The organism is Actinocatenispora thailandica, assembly GCF_016865425.1.
Lineage (GTDB): Bacteria > Actinomycetota > Actinomycetes > Mycobacteriales > Micromonosporaceae > Actinocatenispora > Actinocatenispora thailandica.
The window spans coordinates 2932467-2954971 of sequence record NZ_AP023355.1 but is presented as its reverse complement, the minus strand read 5'-3'; the positions used below and the strand labels follow the sequence as shown (position 1 = coordinate 2954971).

The 22505-nt window shown below is 75.2% G+C and carries 20 protein-coding genes; 14 read left to right on the top strand and 6 right to left on the bottom strand.

The window, feature by feature from the left end:
- Positions 1-258: 258 nt before the first annotated feature.
- The gene (gene lysS, locus Athai_RS13100) at positions 259-1899 is read left to right on the top strand and encodes a lysine--tRNA ligase (RefSeq protein ID WP_203961751.1); all 1641 of its coding nucleotides are present in this window, start codon (positions 259-261) and stop codon (positions 1897-1899) included.
- A 70-nt stretch (positions 1900-1969) separates the two neighbouring features.
- Here the strand turns inward: lysS and Athai_RS13095 are convergent, their stop codons facing one another.
- Positions 1970-2908 carry a GlxA family transcriptional regulator gene (locus Athai_RS13095; protein ID WP_239156902.1) on the bottom strand — a complete coding sequence of 313 codons (939 nt, stop codon included), beginning with the start codon at positions 2906-2908 and terminating at the stop codon, positions 1970-1972.
- A 121-nt stretch (positions 2909-3029) separates the two neighbouring features.
- Here Athai_RS13095 and Athai_RS13090 point away from each other — a divergent pair, with 121 nt between their 5' ends.
- From Athai_RS13090 to Athai_RS13075, 5 genes are all read left to right on the top strand, one after another.
- A complete protein-coding gene (locus tag Athai_RS13090; RefSeq protein WP_203961749.1) occupies positions 3030-3929 on the top strand; it encodes an NAD-dependent epimerase/dehydratase family protein in 900 nt (299 codons plus the stop codon).
- 286 nt (positions 3930-4215) lie between these two features.
- Positions 4216-4542 carry an antibiotic biosynthesis monooxygenase gene (locus tag Athai_RS13085; protein ID WP_203961748.1) on the top strand — a complete coding sequence of 109 codons (327 nt, stop codon included), beginning with the start codon at positions 4216-4218 and terminating at the stop codon, positions 4540-4542.
- Positions 4543-4547: 5 nt separating this feature from the next.
- Positions 4548-4679: a hypothetical protein gene (locus Athai_RS35255; protein ID WP_420829780.1), complete on the top strand. Its 132-nt coding sequence runs from the start codon at positions 4548-4550 to the stop codon at positions 4677-4679.
- Entirely contained in the window at positions 4676-5284 is a 609-nt protein-coding gene (locus tag Athai_RS13080) for a pyrimidine reductase family protein (protein ID WP_420829779.1), read from the top strand. Before Athai_RS35255 ends, Athai_RS13080 begins: the two co-directional genes overlap by 4 nt.
- 106 nt (positions 5285-5390) lie before the next feature.
- Positions 5391-7199 carry an ATP-binding protein gene (locus Athai_RS13075; protein WP_239156901.1) on the top strand — a complete coding sequence of 603 codons (1809 nt, stop codon included), beginning with the start codon at positions 5391-5393 and terminating at the stop codon, positions 7197-7199.
- Positions 7200-7218: 19 nt separating this feature from the next.
- Here Athai_RS13075 and Athai_RS13070 read toward each other — a convergent pair whose 3' ends face one another.
- The 3 genes from Athai_RS13070 to Athai_RS13060 are packed head-to-tail and all read right to left on the bottom strand — an operon-like array spanning position 7219 to position 9561.
- Positions 7219-7914 (bottom strand): GntR family transcriptional regulator, encoded by a 696-nt coding sequence (locus Athai_RS13070; protein WP_203961746.1) that lies wholly within the window; start codon positions 7912-7914, stop codon positions 7219-7221.
- Positions 7905-8786 (bottom strand): maleate cis-trans isomerase family protein, encoded by an 882-nt coding sequence (locus Athai_RS13065; protein WP_239156900.1) that lies wholly within the window; start codon positions 8784-8786, stop codon positions 7905-7907. The genes Athai_RS13070 and Athai_RS13065 overlap by 10 nt, the downstream gene beginning before the upstream one ends.
- Before the next feature lie 49 nt (positions 8787-8835).
- Positions 8836-9561, bottom strand: a complete 726-nt coding sequence (locus tag Athai_RS13060) for a maleate cis-trans isomerase family protein (RefSeq protein ID WP_203961745.1) — start codon at positions 9559-9561, stop codon at positions 8836-8838.
- A 95-nt stretch (positions 9562-9656) separates the two neighbouring features.
- On the opposite strand from Athai_RS13060, the gene Athai_RS13055 reads away from it, so the two are divergent.
- The 3 genes from Athai_RS13055 to Athai_RS13045 are packed head-to-tail and all read left to right on the top strand — an operon-like array spanning position 9657 to position 12764.
- Positions 9657-10745, top strand: coding sequence for a D-2-hydroxyacid dehydrogenase (locus Athai_RS13055; protein WP_203961744.1), 1089 nt, complete (start codon positions 9657-9659; stop codon positions 10743-10745).
- Positions 10742-12217, top strand: coding sequence for an amidase (locus Athai_RS13050; protein WP_203961743.1), 1476 nt, complete (start codon positions 10742-10744; stop codon positions 12215-12217). The genes Athai_RS13055 and Athai_RS13050 overlap by 4 nt, the downstream gene beginning before the upstream one ends.
- A 43-nt stretch (positions 12218-12260) precedes the next feature.
- Positions 12261-12764: a DUF3830 family protein gene (locus Athai_RS13045; protein ID WP_203961742.1), complete on the top strand. Its 504-nt coding sequence runs from the start codon at positions 12261-12263 to the stop codon at positions 12762-12764.
- 94 nt (positions 12765-12858) lie between these two features.
- Here the strand turns inward: Athai_RS13045 and Athai_RS13040 are convergent, their stop codons facing one another.
- Entirely contained in the window at positions 12859-14112 is a 1254-nt protein-coding gene (locus Athai_RS13040; protein ID WP_203961741.1) for an aspartate aminotransferase family protein, read from the bottom strand.
- Positions 14113-14263: 151 nt separating this feature from the next.
- Between Athai_RS13040 and Athai_RS13035 the strand changes: the two genes are divergently transcribed.
- Positions 14264-15793, top strand: a complete 1530-nt coding sequence (locus tag Athai_RS13035; RefSeq protein ID WP_203961740.1) for an NAD-dependent succinate-semialdehyde dehydrogenase — start codon at positions 14264-14266, stop codon at positions 15791-15793.
- A 4-nt stretch (positions 15794-15797) separates the two neighbouring features.
- On the opposite strand, the gene Athai_RS13030 is transcribed toward Athai_RS13035, so the two are convergent.
- Positions 15798-16481, bottom strand: a complete 684-nt coding sequence (locus Athai_RS13030) for an ACT domain-containing protein (RefSeq protein ID WP_203961739.1) — start codon at positions 16479-16481, stop codon at positions 15798-15800.
- A 225-nt stretch (positions 16482-16706) separates the two neighbouring features.
- On the opposite strand from Athai_RS13030, the gene Athai_RS13025 reads away from it, so the two are divergent.
- From Athai_RS13025 to Athai_RS13010, 4 genes are all read left to right on the top strand, one after another.
- Entirely contained in the window at positions 16707-17849 is a 1143-nt protein-coding gene (locus tag Athai_RS13025; protein ID WP_203961738.1) for an exonuclease SbcCD subunit D, read from the top strand.
- Positions 17849-20305 (top strand): AAA family ATPase, encoded by a 2457-nt coding sequence (locus Athai_RS13020; protein WP_203961737.1) that lies wholly within the window; start codon positions 17849-17851, stop codon positions 20303-20305. The genes Athai_RS13025 and Athai_RS13020 overlap by 1 nt, the downstream gene beginning before the upstream one ends.
- A 139-nt stretch (positions 20306-20444) precedes the next feature.
- Positions 20445-21455 (top strand): hypothetical protein, encoded by a 1011-nt coding sequence (locus Athai_RS13015; protein ID WP_420829778.1) that lies wholly within the window; start codon positions 20445-20447, stop codon positions 21453-21455.
- Positions 21452-22393 (top strand): DNA-3-methyladenine glycosylase family protein, encoded by a 942-nt coding sequence (locus Athai_RS13010; RefSeq protein ID WP_203961736.1) that lies wholly within the window; start codon positions 21452-21454, stop codon positions 22391-22393. Before Athai_RS13015 ends, Athai_RS13010 begins: the two co-directional genes overlap by 4 nt.
- The last annotated feature ends 112 nt before the right edge of the window (positions 22394-22505 follow it).

The window sequence follows — 22505 nt, the reverse complement described above, 5'->3', positions numbered from 1 at the left end:
CACCAGCCACACCGACACGCCCGTTCGCGGGTTCGGAGCGCACCGCCGGCCCTGCCCGTTCCGGCATCCCGCGAGGTCATCGTGTCCAGTCCCGCAACACCGTCTCGTCCGTCCAGCGCCCCGCCGACCACGCCGCACGACGCGGCCACCGTCGCCAGCCGCTCCCCCGCCGTCCCGGCGCCCCCGACCGACCCCGCCGCTGCTCGCCCGGACCCGGCCGGGCGCCGCGGACGGTCGGCGCCCGCCGGGTCCGACTGGGTGACCCGCGCGGCCGACGACGCGCTGGCCGAACACCGGCGCCGCGGCGGCGACGGTGCGCTCGTCTGCGCCTCCGGGATCAGCCCGTCCGGCCCGATCCACCTGGGCAACCTGCGTGAGCTGCTCACCCCGCACCTGGTCGCGGCCGAGCTCGCCAGCCGGGGCGTACCGGTGGAGCACGTGCTGTTCCTCGACGACCACGACCGGCTGCGCCGGCTCCCGGCCGGGGTGCCGGCATCGTTCGGTGCGCAGGTCGGTCGGCCGCTGGCCGAGGTGCCCGACCCGTACGGGGAGCTGCCGAGCTGGGCGGCGCGGTTCGCCGCACCGTTGCGCGTCGCGCTGGCCGAGCTGGGCATCCGGGTCCGCGTGGTCAGCCAGTCCGCCCGGTACGCCGCCGGGCACCACACCGATGCGGTGCTGGCCGCGATGGCCGCACGGCACCGGATCGCCGCGATCCTCGCCGCCGCCCGCAGCGGCGGCGGCGAGCCGGCGTCGGCGTGGCCGTACCGGGTGTACTGCCGGCGCTGCGGTCACGACGACACCCGGATCACCGGCTACCGGGAGGAGAGCACGGCGCTGCGGTACGTCTGCGTGCAGTGCGGTCCGGACGGGTTCCGGCTCGCCGAGACCAATCACGGCAAGCTCGCCTGGAAGGTCGACTGGCCGATGCGCTGGGCCGGGGAGCCGGTCGCGTTCGAGTCGGCCGGCGCCGACCACGCGGCACCGTCCTCGTCGTTCGGGGTCGGCCGGCGCATCTGCGCCGAGGTGTTCGGGGCCCGGCCGCCGGTGCTGCTCGGGTACGGCTTCGTCGGCACCAGGGGCGTGGCGAAGCTGTCCTCGTCCGGCGCCGCTGCCCCCACCCCGGCGGACGCGCTCGCGATCCTGGAACCGGCGATGCTGCGCTGGTTGTACGCGCGCCGCCGGCCGCAGCAGGCCATCACCATCGACTTCGGCACCGAGGTGACCCGGCTCTACGACGAATGGGACCGGCTCGCCGCCCAGGTCGCCGACGGCACCGCCGCACCCGCTCGCGGCGTCGCGTACCGCCGGGCCGTCGCACCGAACCTGCCCGCATGCCGGCCGGCGGCGCCGGAGTCGACCGCACCCGACCGACTGGTCACGGGACCGGGGCTGGTCGCGCCGCAGCGGGCGGTGCCCTGGCGACTGCTCACCTCGGTACTGGATGTCACCGCGGGTGATCCGGCCTCCACCGAGCGGATCCTCGGGCAGGTCGAAGGTGTCGCGCTCCGGCTCGCCGACGTCGAGCCGCGGCGCACCCTGGCGGCGGCCTGGTTGGCCCGGCACGTACCGCCGGAGCGACGCACCCGGGTACGCGCGGAGCCGGACGACGCGTTGCTGGCCACGCTCACCGGCACGCAGCGGGACGGGCTCGCGCTGCTCGTCGAGGAGCTGCCCGGCTGCCCCGACCTCGCCGCGGTGACCGCCCTGGTGTACGGGATCCCGAAGCGGCTCGACGGCGCGCCGGCCGACGCACCCGCCGACGAGGCGGTCCGCGCGGCGCAGCGGTCGTACTTCACCCTGCTGTACCGGCTGCTCGTCGGGGCCGACACCGGCCCGCGGCTGCCGACGCTGCTGGTCGCCCTCGGCCCGGACCGGGTCCGTCACCTGCTGACCGGCTGAGCGGTACCGGCCGAGCAGCCTCGTCGTCGGCCCGGCCGCTGCACGGTGGCCGTAGCACTCGGTGCGGGGGTCAGCCGGCGCGGTGGCCGGCGCGGTAGGAACTCGGCGTACGGCCGAGCTCGCGGGCGAAATGCGCCCGCAGCGAATCGGCGGTGCCGAGGCCGGCGCGCCGGGCCACCGCGTCCACCGACAGGTCGGTGGTCTCCAGGAGCCGCCGGGCCTCGTCGAGCCGCCGAGCCAGCAACCACCGCAGCGGGCTGGATCCCGTCTCGGCGCGAAACCGCCGGGTCAGCGTCCGCACGCTGGTGTTGGCATGCCGCGCCAGCTCGGCCAGCGCGACCGGCTCGCCCAGCCGGGCCAGCATCCACTCCCGGGTCGAGGCCAGCGACACCGCCGGCGGCGGCGCGACCGGCTCGGCCGGCGGTGCCGCCTCGGCCGGCCGGGGCGGCGACACCGCCAGCGCCCGGGCGATGGCACCGGCCACCGCCGCACCGTGGTCGGCGCCGACCAGGTGCAGGCACAGGTCGATCGAGGCGGCGTGGCCGGCGCAGGTGTACACCCCGGCATCGGCGACGTACAGCGTCTCCGACACGGTGACGTCCGGATGACGGCGGCGGAACCGCTCGGCGAGCTGCGGCCCGACCGCCGCCCTGTGGCCGGCCAGCAGACCGCACCCGGCCAGCAGGAACGCGCCGGCGCAGGACGGCGCGACCAGCCGCGCTCCGGCGGCGCGCGCGGCGCGCAACGCGGCGACGACCGGAGCCGCGGGGGGCGCGAGGTCGGCGCCGCCGATCACCAGCACCGTCGCCGCGCCCGCCAGCGCGTCGAGTCCCCGATCGACGGTCAGCCCGACACCACCGATCCCGGGCACCGGTCCCGGATCGGCGGTGCAGCAGACCACCTCGTACGCCGGCTCGGCGCCGGCGCGGGCCTGACCGAACACGATGTCGGGGATCGACAGCTCGAAGCTCGTCACCGGCGGCACGGCGACCACGGCGAGGCGATGCATGGCCCGATCCTCCGGAGTTCTGGCCGGCCGACCCGTGGCTGCTGCCGGGCCCGGGCCGGAGTCTGGAACTGCGTTCATGCCCACCGAACCACGATCGCCCGACATTCATTCCGGAGGAACCATGTCCCTGCACGTCATCGTCGGCGGCGGTGCCACCGCGCTCACCACCGCCCGGCTGCTCGCCGCCGACGGGGAGAAGGTGCGCGTCGTACACCGGCGCGGCGGCGCCGACGAGCCCGGGATCGAGCGGGTCGCGCTCGACGCCACCGACTCCGCCGCACTGACCCGGCTGGCCGACGGCGCCGACACCGTGTTCAACTGCGCCGCCACCTCGTACCACACCTGGCCGCAGACGATCCCACCGCTGTTCGGCGCGATCCGGACGGCCGCCGAACGCACCGGCGCCGGCTACGTCATGCTCGGCAACCTCTACGGTTACGGACCGGTGGAAGGCCCGGTCACGGCGGACACCCCGCAACGCGCGACCGGCCCAAAGGGTGCCACCCGGGCGGCGATGTGGCGGGAGGCGAAGCAGGCACACGATGCCGGGCGGGTGCGCGCGGCCGAGGTCCGCGCCGGCCAGTTCCTCGGTGCCGGCGCCGTATCGCTGTTCTCGCTGCTCGTCGCCGCCCCGGTGCGCGCCGGCCGACCGGCGCTGGTACCGGCCGAACTCGACCACCTGCACTCGTTCAGCGCGATCGGCGACGTGGCGCGCACCCTCGTCGCGGTCGCCCGCGACGACCGGTCCTGGGGCCGGCCGTGGCTGGCGCCCACCATCCCGGCGACCATGCGCGAGTTGGCCATCCGCTTCGCGGCGCTGGCCGGCGCGCCGGTTCCGACGCTGGCCACCATGACCGACCGGGAGGTGTCCCTGCTCGGGTTGACCGACCCGTTCTGGCCGGAGCTGTTCGAGACCCGGTTCATGGACACCGGCCGGTTCCTGGTCGACGCCGGCGAGACCGAGCGCGCGTTCGGGCTGACCGCGAGCGGGGTCGAGGAGGTGCTGCGAGAGATGCTCTGACGTGCCGGTCCGCCCGCCAGCCCTCGCGCTTCTCCGCGGCGAGTCCACGTCGCTGACCGCGACCGGGACGGTCCGGCGGCCGGCCGCAAGCGGTTCCCGGCGGCGAGTCCACGTCGCTGACCGCGACCAGGACGGTCCGGCGGCCGGCCGCAAGCGGTTCCCGGCGGCGAGTCGACGGCGCTGGCCGTGGCCGGACCGGTCGAGCCGGACCGGTCGAGCCGGATCGGTCGAACCGGTGCCGCCGTGCACCGGCGATCTGTCGGTCCGCACCGCTACGGTGCCGTACATGGTGATCGAACTGGCGGCGTTCCGGGTCGTGCCGGGCGCCGAGGAGCGGCTGCTCGCGGAGCGCCCGGCGATGCTCGCCGCGCTGCGGGCCCGGTTCCCGGCCTGCCTCGCCGGGTACCTCGCCCGGGAGGACGACGGCGGCTTCCTCGACGTGCTGTTCTGGCGCGACCGGGCAGCCGCCGAGGATGCGGCCCGGTTGGTCGACACGGTGCCGGAGTGCGCCGCCTGGTTCGCCCACATCGCGTCGTCCGGCGGGTTGCGGCACGTCGAGGTGCTCGACGCCTGGCCCGGTGCGCCGGGTGGCGCCGCCGATGCGCGATCATGACCGGCATGTACCGACTGTGGCCGGAGCCGGACACCACGCCGCTGACCGACGAGCAGTTGCTCGACTGCTACCTGCCCCCGACCGGGACCACCCGCGCGTCCGGGTCAACTTCGTCACCAGCGCGGACGGCGCGGTGAGCGTCGGCGGCTACTCGGCCGGGCTGTCCGGCGCGGCGGACAAGCGGGTGTTCGGACTGGTGCGGATGGTGTGCGACGCGGTGATGGTCGGGGCCGGCACGCTGCGGCACGAGGGGTACGGCGCGCTGCGGCTGGACGAACGCCGCCGGTCCTGGCGCCGCGCCGCCGGCCTGCCCGAGTACCCGCCGCTGGTGCTGGTGTCCAGCCGCCTCGAACTCGACCCGGGCAGTGCGATGTTCACCGACGCACCGACCCGGCCCGTGGTGCTCACCCACGGTGGCTCCCCGGCCGATCGACGCCGGGTCTTGTCGCAGGTCGCGGACGTGCTGGTGCACGGCGACGCGGAGCTGGACCTGCCCGCAGCGCTGGCCGAGCTGGCCGGTCGCGGCCTGCGGCAGGTGCTCTGCGAGGGCGGCCCGCACCTGCTGGGCAGCCTGACCGCCGCCGACGCGGTCGACGAACTGTGCCTGACCGTCGCCCCGCAGCTGACCGGGCCCGGGCCGGGGCGCATCACCGCCGGCCCACCCGCCGCGGTCCGCTCGTTGCGTCTCGGGCACGTGCTCGCCGCCGACGACAACCTGCTGCTGCGCTACGTCCGGGGGTGACCGGGACGTCGCCGCCGACACCGGCCGGGCGGTTCTGCGCGGCGTGGCCGCGGCCGTGCGGCACCATGGGGCGGTACCACCGGACGAGCAGGGAGTGTCGAGCGTCATGACCCAGGTCCAGCCGAGAACCGAGGCGGACGACGCGGTGGTGTGGGAGGAGCTGTCCGCCGACGAACCGGAGATCGAACCCGGCGCGGTCGTGGGCCGCGTCCTGGGCACGGCCGACGCGACGCCGCTGAGTTTCTGGGTCGCCGTCCGGCCGGGCGCCTACCTCCAGCTCGACGACGTGGTGGTCACCGACCGGCAGGTGCCGGGGCGGGACCCGGTGACGATCGCCGGCGTGGTCACCCAGGTGCGGGCCCGGCACGAGGGTGCCCAGTTCGACTCCGACGTGTTCCTGATCTCGGAGGGCACCCTGCCGGCGCAGGTGCAGGAGGCGGCCGAGATCACCACCACCCGGCTGGAGCCGGAGATGTACGTGCCGCCGATGCCCGGCGCCGAGGTGCGCCGCGCGGCGGCGGACGAGCGGGCGACGGCGCTGTACTTCGACCGGATGGAGCGCCGGATCGCGCTGGGCACCGGCCGGGACGGCGAGCCGATCTACCTCAACGCCGACTTTTTGGACGGCACCCGCGGCGCGCACGTGTCGATCTCCGGCATCTCCGGCGTCGCCACCAAGACCTCGTTCGCGACCTGGTTGCTCTACTCGGTGTTCGGCTCCGACGTGCTCGGCGCCGAGGCGACCAACACCAAGGCGTTGATCTTCAACGTCAAGGGCGAGGACCTGCTGCTGCTCGACCACACCAACAGCCGGCTGGACGACGACCAGCGCGCCGCGTACGCCCGGCTCGGCCTGCCGGCCGGCGCGTTCGCCTCGGTGTCGGTGTTCGCCCCGGCGCGGGCCGGCGACCCGGAGGGCACCCCGGACGTGGTGGCCCGCACCACCGGGGTGGACGCCTTCTACTGGAGCATCTACGAGTTCTGCCACGACCGGCTGCTGCCGTACGTGTTCGCCGACGCGGACGACGACCGGCAGCAGTACACGATGGTGGTGCACCAGGTGGCGGCCCGGCTGGCGCGGGACGCGATCGAGGCCGAGGACGGCGCCGCGGTCATCTCCGGCACCGTGGTCCGCAGCTACGACGCGCTGGTGGACCTGCTCGTCGACCAGCTCACCGACGACGACACCCGGGCCGAGTGGGCCGGTTCGGCGATCGGGCTGGGCACCGTGAACGCGTTCATCCGGCGGATGGTGGCGAGCAAGCGCGACCTCGGCCGGCTGGTGCGCGGTGATCTGCCGGCCCGGCGGCCGCACCAGATCTCGACCGCCGACGCCGGCCAGCTCACCGTCGTCGACCTGCACAACCTGCCGGACCGGGCGCAGCGGTTCGTGGTCGGGGTGACGCTGCGCACCGAGTTCGAGCGCAAGGAGAAGGCCGGGACGGCCCGGCCGCTGCTGTTCGTGGTGCTCGACGAGCTGAACAAGTACGCGCCGCGGGACGGCACCAGCCCGATCAAGGACGTGCTGCTGGACATCGCCGAGCGGGGCCGGTCACTCGGTGTGATCCTGATCGGCGCGCAGCAGACCGCGAGCGAGATCGAACGGCGCATCGTGGCGAACTCGGCGATCCGGGTCGTCGGCCGGCTCGACGCCGCCGAGGCGGGCCGCCCCGAGTACGGCTACCTGCCCACCGCGCAGCGGCAGCGCGCGGTGCTGGCCAAGCCCGGCACGATGTTCGTGGCGCAGCCGGACATCCCGGTCCCGCTGGTGGTGGAGTTCCCGTTCCCGGCGTGGGCGACCCGACCCTCGGAGGCGGGTGAGGCCCCGGCCACCGCCACCCGCTCGGTGGTGCAGCGGGCCGACCCGTTCGCGGTGGTCGGTGCCGCCGCGGACGAGGACGACATCCCGTTCTGACCGGCGATGCCGGCCGGCGTCAGTCGACCAGGTCGGTGAACGGGCTGTGCAGGTCGCGGTCGGGCGCCAGCCGCTGCACCGCGTCGGCCATGTGCGCGTCGATCAACCCGAGCACCAGCGCCTCGGTACCGTCGCGCAGCGCCGCCGCGATCGTGGTGTGCTCGGTGATCCGGTCGGCCGGGCTGGCGTAGGTGCGAGACAGCTCCCGGATGCACATCCGGGTCTCGATCAGCAGCGTGCGCGCCATCCGGCTCAGCCGGGCGCTGCCGGACGCGGCGACCAGCGCCTCGTGGAAAGCGGCGTCGGCCCGCCCGACCGCGGGCTGGTCGTCGGCGTTGATCGCATCGCGCAGCTGGTCGCAGATCCCGTCCAGCGCGTCGGCGACCGCGGCCCGGTCGCCGCGGCGCAGGATCAGCCGGGCCGCCGCCTGCTCGATCGCGTTGCGGGTGACGTACACGTCCTGCACGTCGTCCGGCGACAGCTCGCAGACGAACAGGCCGCGGTACCGCTCGGAGCGCAGCAGCCCCTCCTCGACCAGCCGCTGCATCGCCTCGCGCAGCGTCCCCCGGCTCACCTCGAAGCGGCCGGCCAGGTCCGCCTCGCCGAGCTGGTCGCCGGGCGCGAGGTCGCCGTCCATGATCGCCAGGCGCAGCCGGTCGGCGATGATCGCCGACGTCGACTCGTGGTTGACCGGTTCGACCCGGGTCAGGCCCACCGTTCTTCCCCTCCCCCGACCCCGGTGTCGCCGGGGCCTGTCTCGAACAGCCGGCCGAGCCGGGCGGCATGCGGCGCCGCGCCGATCAGCCGCAGCCCGGCCCAGATCGTCACCTGGTTCGCGGTCAGTACCGGCTTGCCGAGGTGTCGCTCCAGTTCGGGCACCAGCGACACGGTACGCATCGCGGTGTCCGGTACCAGGATCGCCTCCGCGTCCGGCCGGTCGTGCGCGACGACCAGCTCGCGTACCGCATCGTCGGTGAGCCGGCCGACCTCGGCGGCGGTGGTGATGCCGTGGCTGTCCAGTCCGACCACCTGCAGCCCGGCGCCGGTGAGGAACTCGCCGAACAGCCGGGCCACCGGCTCCGGGTAGCTCGCCGCCACGGCGACCCGGTGTACCCCCAGCGCTCGGGCGGCGTCCACGAAGGCGAACGAGGTACTGGTCGCCGGTACGCCGGCGGCAGCGGCCAGCTCGTCCACCTGCCGGGCGGCGCCGTCGGCGCCGAACACGAAGCTGCCGCTGGTGCAGGCCCACAGCACCGCGGCCGGCCGGTGCCGGGCCAGCCGGGCGGCGCCCGCCGCGAGCCGGTGCGCTCCACCGAGGTCCAGCAGCGCCTCGACGGTGTGCAGGTCCTCGCCATCGGTGTGTTCCACCGCGAGCAGCCACCGGTCACCGAGCAGCGCCTGGGCGCGCGGGTAGTCGTCCTCCGCGGCGTGGCCCGGGTACAGGAACCCGACGGTGTCGCTCATGGTCGTTCCCTCCTCGTCGGACCTCGTCGAACCGTCCATGACCCGCTCGCCCGGCACGCTCATGGTCGTTCCTCCTCCGTCGCCCGGCCCGCGCGGCACCAGCTCCTCGCTCGGCAGCCGCATGGCCTCTTCTCGGCGCCGAACCCGCCCCGGCGCAACATTGTCGACAATCTCAGACGTCGGTGAGCCACCGGCCCGGGCCGACGACCGGCAGTCCCATCCGGCGCAGGCACGCCCACATGGTCAACTGGTTGGCGGTCAGGATCGGCTTGCCCAGCTCGGCTTCCAGCGGTTCGATCAGGTCGTAGGTGGGCAGGTTGGTGCAGGCGACGAAGATCGCCTCGGCGTCCGGCCGGTCCACCCGCAGCATGTGCTCGGCGATGGTGCGGTAGCTGACCTTCCAGATCCCGCTGCCCAGGCCGAGGTTCTCCCCGGCCACGGTGCTCACCCCGATCTCGGCGAGGAACTCGTGCAGCCGCGCGGTCAGGTCCGCGTCGTACGGGGTGACCACCGAGATCCGGCGCAGCCCGAGCGCGCTGAGCACCTCGGCCAGCGCACCCGAGGTCGTCACCGCATCCGGCGCGCCGGCGTCGATGATCACCTTGCGCAGCGCCTGCTCCGCGGCGAGCCCGTTGACGAAGCTGCCCGAGGTGCACAGGTAGGCCACCACCTCCGGCTCGACGTGCAGCACGTCGTGGGTCGCGGCGACCACGTGCCGCGACGTGCTCACCAGCTCGGCCATCCGCAGGCTGACCGGAACCGGCTCGTACGGCGTGCGGGCCAGGTGCAACGACACCTCCGCGGGCACCCACCTCCACAGCTCCCGCTCCAGCGCGAGATCGAACGGGGCGATCACCCCGATCCCGCGCTGGGCCAGCGGACCATCGAACAAGAGCATGTCCAAGGCCGACCCCCGAACGCGCGTCAGCACAGTCCTCCGGGGCTGATCCGCGGATTGTTGACAATCATACGATCCGTTTCTACCGTGTCAATATGGTTCGACCAGCCGATTCGTCGCTCGCTCGGGTGCACCCTCGGGTGGTCGTGCTGTGCGGCACCGATCGCCCGCCCGGCCTCGAGCCCGTCGAGCGCGCCGCCGACGTGCGGTACGTGCCGGCCGACCGGCTGGCCGCCGAGCTGCCCGGCGCCGACGTGCTCTTCGTCTGGGACTTCACGTCCCGCGCGGTGCCGGCCGCCTGGCCGGCCGCCGATGCCGCACCCGGCTGGGTGCACATCGCCAGCGCAGGCGTCGACACCCTCGCCTTCGACGCGCTGCGGGACGGCGACACCGTGCTGACCAACTCCCGCGGCGTGTTCGACGCGGCCATCGCCGAGTACGTGCTGGGTCTGGTGCTGGCCTTCGCCAAGGACCTGCCCGGCACCCTGGACGCGCAGCGGCACCACGACTGGCGGCACCGGGAGACCGAGACGATCGCCGGCCGCCCGGCGCTGGTCGTCGGTACCGGCCCGATCGGTCGCGCGATCGCCCGGTTGCTGTCCGCCGCCGGCCTGCGGGTGTCCGGCGTCGGCCGCACCGCCCGCCGCGACGACCCCGACTTCGGTGAGGTGCACGCCGCCGGCGAGCTGCGCAGGGTGCTGCCCGACACCGACTTCGTGGTCCTGGCCGCACCGCTGACCGCGCAGACGACCGGCATGATCGACGCGGCCGCGCTGGCCGCGATGCGGCCGGGTGCCCGGCTGATCAACGTCGGCCGCAGCCCCCTGGTGCGCACCGACGACCTGGTGGCGGCGCTGCGCTCCGGCTCCATCGCCGGCGCCGCGCTCGACGTCTTCGACGCCGAACCGCTGCCCGCCGACTCGCCGCTGTGGACGCTGCCGGGCCTGCTCGTCTCGCCGCACATGTCCGGCGACTTCGCCGGATCGTTGACCACACTGGCGCAGCTGTTCGTGGCGAACTTCGATCGGTGGCGGCAGGGCCGGCCGCTGCACAACGTCGTCGACAAGCACCTCGGCTACGTGCCCGGCGGCGCCGCCGGGCCGGCCACCGCCGGCCACCCGGTGGACGAGGTGCCCGTCGCCGGCACCGGACAGGAAGGGCTCCCCGCATGGACCCGGACATGACCGACGCGTACCGCACCGCCCCGCACCCGGTCGGGCCGGACACCGACGCCGTCCCGGCCGGCCTGGCCACCGAGGACGTGCTCGCCCGTACCGCGTCCGAGCTCGTCGCCGGCTTCTCCACCGGGGAGCTGTCGCCGGTCGCGGTGACCACCGCGACGCTGCGGCGCATCGACAAGCGCGACGGCGAACTGAACGCGTACTGCCTGCTGGACCGGGCGGGTGCGCTGGAGCAGGCAGAGCAGTCGGAGCAGCGGTGGGCGCAGGGCAACCCGATCGGCCTGCTGGACGGCGTGCCGGTGGCGGTGAAGGACCTGTTGCTGCTGGCCGGGGCGCCGACCCGGCGGGGTTCGCGGACGATCGAGGCGGCCGGACCGTGGTCGGACGACTCCCCGGCCACGGCCCGGCTGCGCGAGCACGGCGCGGTGCTGGTCGGCAAGACCACCACGCCGGAGTTCGGTTGGAAGGCGGTCACCGACAGCCCGCTGACCGGGCTGACCCGCAACCCGTGGGCGCCGGACCGTACCCCGGGCGGATCCAGCGGCGGCAGCGCCGCGGCGGTCGCGGCCGGGCTGAGCACCCTCGCGATCGGTACCGACGGCGGCGGCTCCATCCGGATCCCCGCCGCGTTCTGCGGCATCGTGGGGTTCAAACCGACGTACGGGCGGGTGCCGGCCTGGCCGCCGAGCCCGTTCGGGCTGCTGTCCCACGTCGGGCCGATGGCCAGGTCGGTCGACGACGTGGCGCTCGCGCTGGACGTGCTGTCGTTGCGTGACCCGCGGGACCCGGCAGCGCTCGCCCCGCCGGTCGGCTCGTACCGGGAGGCGGTGCGCCGGCCGGTGCGCGGGCTGGTCGCGGCGTACAGCGCGACGCTCGGGCACGCGGAGGTCGACGCCGAGGTCGCCGAGCTCGTCGACGAGGCGGTGAACGCGCTGTCGGTCGAGGTCGGGCTGCGAGTCGAGCTGGCCGACCCCGAATTCGCCGACCCGCTGGACACCTTCGAGACGCTCTGGTCGGCCGGCGCCAGCCATGCCGTCGCGGCGGTGCCGCCGGATCGCCGGGAGCAGCTCGATCCCGGCCTGCGGCGGCTCGCCGAGGCAGGCGACCGGTTGACGCTCGCCGACTACCAGGCGGCGCTGGACGCGCGAACCGGCGTCGGGGTGGCGCTCGGCGAGTTCCACGAGCGTTACGACGTGCTGCTCACCCCGACGGTGCCGATCCCGGCGTTCGCGGCCGGCCACGACGTGCCGCCCGGCACCGAGTGGACCCGGTGGCCGCAGTGGACACCGTTCAGCTATCCGTTCAACCTCACCGGCCAACCGGCGGCGACCGTACCGGTCGGGCAGACCGCCGACGGCCGGCCGGTCGGACTGCAGGTGGTCGGGCCGCGGCACTCCGACGACCTGGTTCTCGCGGTGTGCCGCGCGCTGGAAGCGGTCCGCCCGTGGCCGCTGACGGCACCCGACGCCGGCTGACCGGCGCCGAAAGTATCCAACGGCTCGACGAGAGGTGGCGCTGATGGCGCGGTTCGTGGAGATCAGCCTGGCCAAGCGGGGCGCGGTGTGCGTGGCCCGGTTGCTGGACGCCGAGGCGCCGGCGACCTGCGCCGCGGTATGGGACGCGCTGCCGGTCGACGGCCCGGCCTACCACGCCAAGTACGCCCGGAACGAGATCTACGCGCTGCTGCCGGCGCTGTCGACCAGCCCGCCGATGGAGCACCCGACGGTGACGCCGCTGCCCGGTGACGTGTGCTTCTTCGCGTTCGAGGGCACCGAGATCGGATCCCCGGCGTACGGCTACGACACCGGCAGTCCCGCGCACGGCGGGCCCCAGGTGGTCGACCTGGCGCTGTTCTACGGCCGCAACAACCTGCTGATCAACGGCGATCGCGGTTTCGTACCGGGGTCGGTGTTCGCCACCATCGAGCAGGGACTGCCGGCGATGGCCGAGGCCGCCCAGGACATGTGGCTGCGCGGCGTCGAGGGCGAGCGCCTCCAGTTCCGTCGCCTAGACGAGGACTGACGACACGGCAGGCAGCTCCGGCGGCGCCCGTCTGGCGCCGCCGGAGTTGTCTGTCGTCCGTGGCCGGTGGGAACCGGCCACGGACGACGAGCGGTCAGGCGGTCGCGTCGGCCACCGCGGCCGACCACAGCTCCAGCGCCTCGTCCACCTCGTCGCCGGTGACCACCAGCGGCGGGATCATCCGGACCACGTTGGAGTACGCCCCGCAGGTCAGCAGCAGCAGGCCGTGCGCCGCGGCGGCGGCCTGGGCGCGCTGCGCGGTCGCGGTGTCCGGTGCGCCGTCGGCGCCGGTGAACTCGCTGCCGACCATCAGCCCCAGCCCCCGCACGTCGCCGATCACCGGGTTCGCCGCGGCGACCTTGCGGGCGCCGTCGATCAGCCGGCGGCCCTGTTCGGCGGCATTGTCGACCAGCCGCTCGTCCTCGATCACCGACAGGGTGGCGAGCGCGGCGGCGCAGGCGACCGCGTTGCCACCGTAGGTGCCGCCCTGCGAGCCCGGCCAGGCCTTGGCCATCAGCTGCTCCGACGCCGCGATACCGGACAGCGGGAAGCCGCTGGCCAGCCCCTTCGCGATGACCTGCACGTCGGGCCGGATGCCGAAGTGCTCGTGGCCCCAGTAGCGTCCGGTGCGGCCGAACCCGGTCTGCACCTCGTCGAGCACCAGCACGATCCCGTACCGGTCGGCGCGTTCCCGCACGCCGGCGAGGAACCGTTCGGTGGCCGGCACGTACCCGCCCTCGCCCAGCACCGGCTCGACGAAGATCGCCGCGGTGTCGTCCGGGGCGGTGCCGGTGGCGAACAGGTAGTCCAGCTCGCGCAGCGCGAAGTCGGTGGCCGTCTCCTCGTCCCAGCCGTAGTGGTACGCGTACGGGAACGGGGCGGTGTGCACGCCGGCCATCAGTGGCGCGAACCCGGCGGAGAAGCGGGTACCGGACCGGGTCAGCGACGCCGCCCCGATCGTCCGGCCGTGGAACGAGCCGTCGAACACGACGATGTTGGGCCGGCCGGTCGCCTGCCGGGCCAGCCGTAGCGCCGCCTCGACCGCCTCGGACCCGGAGTTGGCGTAGAACAGCGTGTCCAGGCCGGCCGGGAGCACCGTGCCGAGCCGCTCGGTGAGCTCCAGCAGCGGCCGGTGCATGACGGTCGTGTACTGCCCGTGGATGAGCCGGCCGGCCTGCTCCCGCACCGCCGCCACCACCCGCGGATGGCAGTGACCGGTGCTGGTGACGCCGATGCCGGCGGTGAAGTCGAGGAAACCGCGGCCGTCCGGGTCGAACACCCGAACTCCCTCGGCCCGGTCGACGAGCACCGGGGTGGCCTGCTTGAGCAGCGGTGACAGGTGCGTCATGAGTTCCTCCCGAACCAGCCGACGAGCGTATCGTTGGATTGTCGACAATCTCTCTGCCACCTAGCATGGTCCCCGGACGCGCCATCGGCAACCGGTCGGGCAGATCCGGCAGTGGTCGACGCGCACACCGCGACGACGAAGGGCGGCAGCGATGACAGGCAGCACCACCACCGCGACACCGGGAACCGCGACACCGGGAACCGCGACGCCGGGAGTTCTGTCGGAGCGCGAACGCGAGGTGCTCGCCGCGGTGCCGGGTGAGCTGTTCATCGCCGGTCGCTGGCTGCCCGCCGCCGCCGGCGCCCGGTTCCCGGTGCTCGATCCGGCCACCGGCGAGACGCTGTGCGAGGTCGCCGACGGCGGCCGGGAGGACGCGCTCGACGCGCTCACCGCCGCGCACGAGGCACAGCCGGCCTGGCAGGCCACCGCGCCGCGGGAGCGCGGCGAGATCCTGCGCCGGGCGTACCAGCTGCTGGTCGACCGGACCGACGAGCTGGCCCTGCTGATGACGCTGGAGATGGGCAAGCCGCTCGCCGAGGCGGCCGGCGAGATCGCCTACGCGGCCGAGTTCTTCCGCTGGTTCGCCGAGGAGGCGGTGCGCATCGACGGCGGGTACGCGACCGCGCCGGACGGAGCGAGCCGGTTCCTGGTGCTGCGCCAGCCGGTGGGCCCGTGCGTGCTCGTCACCCCGTGGAACTTCCCGATGGCCATGGGTACCCGCAAGATCGGGCCGGCCATCGCGGCCGGCTGCACCATGGTGCTCAAGCCGGCCGAGCAGACCCCGCTGTGCGCGCTGGCGCTCGCCGACATCCTGGCCGAGGCCGGGCTGCCGGACGGGGTGCTCAACGTGGTCACCACCAGCCGGCCCGGCGAGGTGGTCGAGCCGATGCTGCGCGACGGCCGGGCCCGCAAGCTGTCGTTCACCGGGTCGACGCAGGTCGGCCGGCTGCTGCTGGCGCAGGCCGCGGAGAAGGTGCTGCGCACCTCGATGGAGCTCGGCGGCAACGCGCCGTTCCTGGTGTTCGACGACGCCGACCTGGACGCCGCGGTCGACGGCGCGATGGCGGCCAAGATGCGCAACATCGGTGAGGCGTGCACCGCCGCCAACCGGTTCCTGGTGCAGCGCGGCGTGGCGGACGAGTTCGCCCGCCGGCTGGCCGAGCGGATGGCGGCGCTGACGATGGGCCGCGGCACCGAGCCGGGTGTCACCGTCGGGCCGCTGATCGACGCGGACGGCCGGGACAAGGTCACCGAGCTGGTGGCCGAGGCGGTCGCGGGCGGGGCGCGGGTGCTCACCGGCGGCGCCCCGGTCGACGGCCCGGGGACGTTCTACCCGGCGACGGTGCTCACCGGGGTGCCGGCCGGTGCCCGGATCGGCCGCGAGGAGATCTTCGGCCCGGTCGCGGCGATCTCCGCGTTCGACACCGAGGACGAGGCGGTCGCCGCGGCCAACGACACCGAGTACGGCCTGGTGTCGTACGTGTACACCCGGGACCTGGCCCGGTCGCTGCGGGTCGCCGAGCGGCTGGAGGCCGGGATGATCGGGTTGAACAAGGGCGTGGTGTCCAACCCGGCCGCCCCGTTCGGCGGGGTGAAGCAGTCCGGCCTCGGCCGCGAGGGCGGCCGGGTCGGCATCGACGAGTTCCTGGAGACCAAGTACGTCGCGATCCCGACGCCGTGACGGGTCAGCCGGCGCGGTCCAACCGGTCGGCCGGCTCCCCGGTGCCGGCTGCCGGGCCGGCACCCGCGGGCACCGGCGCGTCGACGGCGGCCAGTACCGCGGCTGCGGCGCGGGCCAGCTGGTCGAGCCGGTCGATCTCGGTGCGGTGGAATGCCGGGCCGGCGGCACGGGCCACCATCAGGACGGTGTCGGCGGTCAGCGGAGCGAGCGCGGCGTGGGTGCCGTCGGCCAGCGGGTGACCGCGGGGCCGGCTGGGGGTGATCGCGCCGAGCGCGAGCGAGGCCGGTGCCCGCACGCTGGTCAGTACCGGTGTCGGGGCCGGGCCGGTGCCCGCCAGCGCGGCCCAGTCGCCGCCGAACAGGTCGGGAGCGGCGTCCACCAGCGTCGCGGCGGCCCGCGGCGGGTCGGCGGCGAGCTGGCCCAGGACCGCGACCTCCGCGGTCGGCGCCATCGCCCGGGGGCGCCAGGCCGCGAGCACGCGTACCCCGGGGATCGTCTCGACCCGCTCGGTGAGCTGGTCGATGGTGAGCGACCCGAGGCGCAGCGACAGCTCGTCGATGGCCCGGCCCGATCCCGTCTCCAGCACGCTGACCTGCAGAATGTCGGCACCGATCACGCCGAGTGTCCAGGACAGCCGGCCCAGCGACCCCGGCGAGTCGGGTAGCGCGACCCGTACCCGTACCAGCATCTCGGTCCCCTTTCTGCTCCGGTGCAGTCGTCGACTCCGGTACGGAGTCTGGCCGCCGGCTGTTGCCGGCGTGTTGCCGCCCGATGTCTCGTACCGGCGACCGCCGGTGACCGGTGGCACACGCTTCGGCGCGCGCACCGGCATGCCTGCCGGAGGGCGTCGGTGGGTGGGCCTACAGTGCTGGTGCTGAGGCCGGCGCCGGGAGCCGCGAGGGGAGCTGTGGCCGTGAAGATCCTGCACACCTCCGACTGGCACGTCGGAAAGGTGCTCAAGGGACGTCCCCGCATCGACGAGCACATCCGGGTGCTGGCCGAGCTGGTGCGCATCGCCGAGGCCGAGCGCCCCGATCTGGTGATCGTCGCCGGCGACCTGTACGAGACGGCCGCGCCGAGCCCGGAGGCGACCCGAGTGGTGGTGCGTGCGCTGACCGCGCTGCGCCGCACCGGAGCACAGGTGGTGGCGGTCGCCGGCAACCACGACAACGGGGCCGCGCTGGACGCGCTGCGCGGCTGGGCGGACGCGGCCGGCATCGCGCTGCGCGGCACGATCCGGTCCGCCGAGGACCCGGTGGTGACCGGTGCCACCGCCAGCGGCGAGGCGTTCACGCTGGTGGCGCTGCCGTTCGTGTCCCAGCGGTACGCGGTGCGGGCGAGCGAGATGTTCCAGCTCACCGGCGCCGAGGCGAACCAGACGTACGCCGATCACCTGGGCCGGCTGCTGGACTCGTTGACCGGCTCGTTCCGCGGCGACTCGGTCAACCTGATCACCGGGCACCTGACGGTGGTCGGGGCGACGACCGGCGGCGGCGAGCGGGAGGCGCACACCATCCAGGCGTACGCGGTGCCCGCGACGCTGTTTCCCACCTCGGCGCACTACGTGGCGCTCGGGCACCTGCACCGGCAGCAGGCGGTGCCGGGCCCGTGCCCGGTGCACTACTCGGGCAGCCCGCTCGCGATCGACTTCGGCGAGCAGGACAACACCCCCGGCGTGCTGATCGTCGAGGCCGCGCCGGGCACCCCGGCCACCGTCCGGCCGGTGCCGATCACCTCGGCGCGGCGGCTGCGCACGGTGTCCGGCACCCTGGACGAGCTGGCTGCGCTCAGCGTCGACGACGACACCTGGCTGCGGGTGTACGTGCGGGAGAAGCCGCGGGCGGGGCTGCGCGAGCGGGTGCAGGAACTGCTGCCCGGCGCGCTGGAGGTGCGCATCGACCCGGAGCTGCTGGCACAGGTGGGTGGCACCGCGCAGCGGGTCGGCCGCGCCGGGCAGAGCCCGCGGCGACTGTTCGCCGACTACCTCACCGAGGTCGGCCACGACGACGGGGCGGTGCGCGACCTGTTCGACCGGCTGCACGAGGAGGTGGGCTGATGCGCCCGGTGCGGCTGGATGTCGCCGGTTTCACGGTGTTCCGGGACGAGACCACGATCGACTTCACCGACGCGGAGTTCTTCGTGCTGCTCGGGCCGACCGGCTCGGGCAAGTCGACGGTGCTGGACGCGATCTGCTTCGCGCTGTACGGCACGGTGCCGCGCTGGGATCACCTGCGGTCGGTGGAGAACGCGCTGTCCCCCTCGGCGTCGGAGGCGCGGGTTCGGCTGGTGTTCGAGTCGGGCGGGGTGCGCTACGTGGCGACCCGGGTGCTGCGCCGCAGCGCCCGGGGCAAGGTGAACACGGTGCGCGCCGGCCTGGAGCGGCTGCCGGCCGGCTTCGAGCTGGCCACCCTGGACGACGAGCAGCGCGCCGGGGACGAGCTCGGCGAGGTGCTCGCCGGTACGCCGTCGGAGATGGTCGAGGCGGTCGCCTCCGCGGTCGGCATGCCGTACGAGCAGTTCACCACCTGCGTGGTGCTACCGCAGGGCGAGTTCGCGGAGTTCCTGCACGCCAAGCCGGCCAAGCGGCAGGAGATCCTGGTCAACCTGCTCGGCTTGCGCGTCTACCAGCGGGTCGCGGAGCGCGCGCGGCTCACCGCGAAGGAGGCGGACAGCGACGTGCGGGCGGCCGAGGCGCTGCTCGCCGACCTGACCGACGCGACCGAGCAGGCGGTCACCGAGGCCGCCGAGCGGGTCACCCAGCTGCGCGAACTGGACACCCGGATCGCCGCGACGGTGCCCGAGCTGACCGACGCCGAACGCCAGGCCGCCGAGGCCCGCGAGGCGCTCGCCGCGCTCGACGCCGAGGGCCGGCTGCTGGCCGGCGTCAGCATCCCGGCCGGCGTCGCCGAACTCGCCTCGGGCGCCGAGCGGGCTGCCGCCGAGGCCCGCGACGCGCTCGCCGCGGTCACCGCCGCCGAGAGCGCCGAGGAGCAGGCGGCGCACCGGCTGGACGAGGCCGGCGACGCCGCCGCGCTGCGTGCCCTGCTGGACCGGCACCGCGAGCACGACCGGCTCGCCGCCGAGCTGACCGACGCGGGCCGGCAGATCGAGACGCTGACCGCGGACCGGGACGCCGCGGCCGAGCGGCTCGCCGCCGCGGAGTCCGCGCTCAGCGCGGCCGACGCGGCCGTCGGCGCCGCCCAGACCGCGCAGACCGCCGCCGCGCTGCGCCCCGAGCTGCAGGTCGGCGAACCGTGCCCGGTGTGTGCGCAGCAGGTCGACACCCTGCCGCCGCCGATCGACGCGCCGGCGCTCGCCGCGGCCCGGAACACGGCGAGCAGGGCCCGCGCCGCGCGGGACGCCGCGGACCGGGCGGTGCGGGACCGGTCCGGCGCGTGTACCGCGGCGGCCCATCACCGCACCCAACTCGCCGCCCGGCTCGACGCGCTCGCCGCCGAGCTGGCTGACCAGCCCGCGCCGGACGAGCTCGCCGCCCGGCTGGCCGGGCTGGACGAGCTGCGCGCCGCGCACGCCGCGGCGCGCAACGCCGTGGTGCAGGCCCGGCGGGCGCTGCAGCGGGCCAGCTCGGCCACCGACGATGCCGATCGGCGGCTGCGCAGCGGCTGGCGGCGGTACGACGAGGCCCGGGACGCGGTGTCCCGGTTCGGCCCACCGGCCGCCGACCGGGACGATCTGGCCGGCTCCTGGGCCGCGCTGGTCGACTGGTGTGCCGCGGCGGCCGACGAGCGGCGCGCCGCCCGGGCCGACCGGCTCGGCGTGGCAAAGCGTGCCGCGGCGGCGGCCGAGGCGGTCCGGGGCAAGGTCGGTGCCCTGCTGGCCGAGTGCGGGGTCGCCGGCCCGGCCGAGCAGGGCGCGGACGCCGCCGCGTACCAGCTGGCCACGGCGCTCGCGGTGCAGAACGCCGAGGCGGAGCACCGGCGCGCGGCCGAGCGCTGCGAGCAGTCAACCGCGCTGCGAGCGCGGCGGGCCGAACACGTGCGGGCCGCCGAGGTGGCCCGGGCGCTGGCCGGGCACCTCGCCGCGGACCGGTTCCAGCGCTGGCTGCTCACCGAGGCGATGGACCTGCTGGTCGACGGCGCCTCCACGATCCTGCGCGAGCTGTCCGCCGGACAGTACTCGCTGGCCTACGACGGCGGGGAGTTCTTCGTCGTCGACCACCACGACGCGGAGCTGCGCCGGGCGGTGCGCACACTGTCCGGCGGCGAGACGTTCCAGGCGTCGCTGGCGCTGGCGCTGGCGCTGTCCGAGCAGCTCGCCGGGCTGTCCACGACGGCGACCAGCCTGGAGTCGATCATGCTCGACGAGGGGTTCGGCACCCTCGACCCGGGCACCCTGGACACCGTCGCCGCGACCCTGGAGAACCTGGCCGCGCACGGCGACCGGATGGTCGGCCTGGTCACCCACGTGGCGGCGCTCGCCGAACGGATTCCGGTGCGCTTCGTGGTCCGCAAGGACGCCCGCGGCGCACACGTGACGCGGGAGAGCACATGATCACGCGGCGGCGCGCCGGTCGTGGTCGTCGCGGGTTGCCGGTGCACGGTCCCGCCGACGCAACGGCCGCGACCAGGGCCGGGCGGTGCACGAGTCACGGGCGCGCGGCGCGATGCCCCATGAGCACTGGAGGGCTGCGGTGAGGGTGCACGTCGACGCCTGGGACCCGTCGTACGGGCGTTCCTTCGAGGCGGATGCCGGCGGCGGGACCGGCCCGGCGGCCACCAGCAGCGCGCCGGTCGATGCCGGCGTGGAGCGCCCGACCGGCGCCTGGGCACCGCTGACCCCGTCCGGTGGCGTCCGCTCGCCGCGCACCGTGTTGCTGGTCGACGGGGTCCGCCGAATCGACGCGCGGGTCTGGGTGGAGGACGACGAGGGCGTCGCCCGCCCCGGCGTCTGCGCGTCGTACGCGGCGGGTGCGGTGCGCTGCGATCTCGCCGGCGGCGCGGCCGAGCTGGCGCTGTCGGCGGTGACGCACGGGCTGTTCGCCCCCGGCCCGTCGGTGGCACCGCTGCGCGCGCACGACCGCGCGGTGTACGCACCGCACCGGGTGGTCGGAGACGACCCGAGCCAGGTCGACGCCGAGCTCCAGCGCCGGCTGTACGAGTTGGAGGTGCAGGTCTCGCAGCGGGTGCGGGCCGAGGCCGGCAGCACCGACGACCTGCTCGTGGTGGACGGGCCGCTGCGCGGACGCACCGGCATGCCGCGCACCCTCGGGTACGCCAAGACGCACCACAAGCAGTACCTCGATCCGGAGCTGACCCGGGTGGTGACCGCGCTCGCGCCGGGCCAGCGCACCCCCCTGTTCCTGCTCGGCGGCCAGTGGCACCGCTACTCCTGGTACCTGCGGCTACCGGCCGGCGCCACCGCGACGACCGCACCGACCCGGCCGGCCGCGATCGGGTCGCCATGGTCGGGCATCGTCCGGCTGGAGTGCCCGGCCGACTGGTCGCTGCCGGACGCGGTCGGCTGGGCGGACCTGTCCGCGGTGACGCTCCCCCGGTTCGCCTCCACGCCGTACAAGGATCCGCGGGCGCCGCAGAACCTGGTCCCGATCGCCGGGTTGGAACGCCGGTTGCGCGGACTGCTCGGCGATCCCCGGCTGCTGCTGCGCGGGTTGCGCACCGCCGCCGCCCGGACCGTGGCATGACCGGCACGGGAGCCGCTCCGCCGGGCGAGGCGCCGGCGAGCCGGGTGCTGCCGGTCCCCGACCGGTACGACTTCGGTCGCACGGTCGGGGTGCTGCGCACCGGCCGGCACGACCCGACGACGCGGCTCGGTGCCGGCGAGCTGTGGAAGGCGAGCCGCACGCCGGACGGCCCGGGCACCGTGCACCTGAGGTACCAGCAGGCGGCGGTGACGGCGACGGCGTTCGGGCCGGGAGCCGGGTGGCTGCTGGCCCGCGCCGACGCGCTGGCCGGGCTGCGCGACGACGCGGCGGGGTTCCTGCCGTTGGCCCGGCAACACCCGGTGGTGGCGGTGCTCGCGGACGCCATGCCGGGCATCCGGCTGGCCCGGACCGAGCGGGTGTTCGACGAGCTGACCCGGGCGGTGCTGGCACAGAAGGTGACCACCGTCGAGGCGACCCGGTCGTACGCGGCGCTGGTCCGGCGGTTCGCCGAGCCCGCGCCGGGGCCGGTGCGGCTGTTGCTGCCACCGCCCGCCGAGAGCGTGGCGACCGCACCGTACTGGGCGTTCCACCCGCTCGGCATCGAGCAACGCCGCGCCGACACGCTGCGCCGCCTCGCCCTGGTCGCCGACCGGCTGGAGCGCACCGTCGCCGAGCCGCCGGCGCAGGCCCGCCGGCTGCTGATGACCCGGCCCGGGATCGGGCCGTGGACCGCGGCGGAGGTGTCGGCGGTGGCGTACGGCGACCCGGACGCGGTCAGCGTCGGCGACTACCACGTGCCGCACCAGGTCGCGTACGCGCTTGCCGGCGAGCCGCGCGGCACCGACCAGCGGATGCTGGAGCTGCTGGCGCCGTTCGACGGGCACCGGGCGCGGGTGGTCCGGCTGGTCGTGCACGCCGGGGTGCAGGAGCCGCGCCGCGCACCGCGCGCGCCGCTGCGCTCCTTCGCCCGGTTCTGAGCCGGTGCGGCACGGTCCGGCGCACCGGCACGACCGCAACCGGGGGCGGCCCGGCGGTCCGGCGCGGCCCGCCCAGAGGCCCGGCCGTTCGGCGCCCGGCCCGGACCGGCCC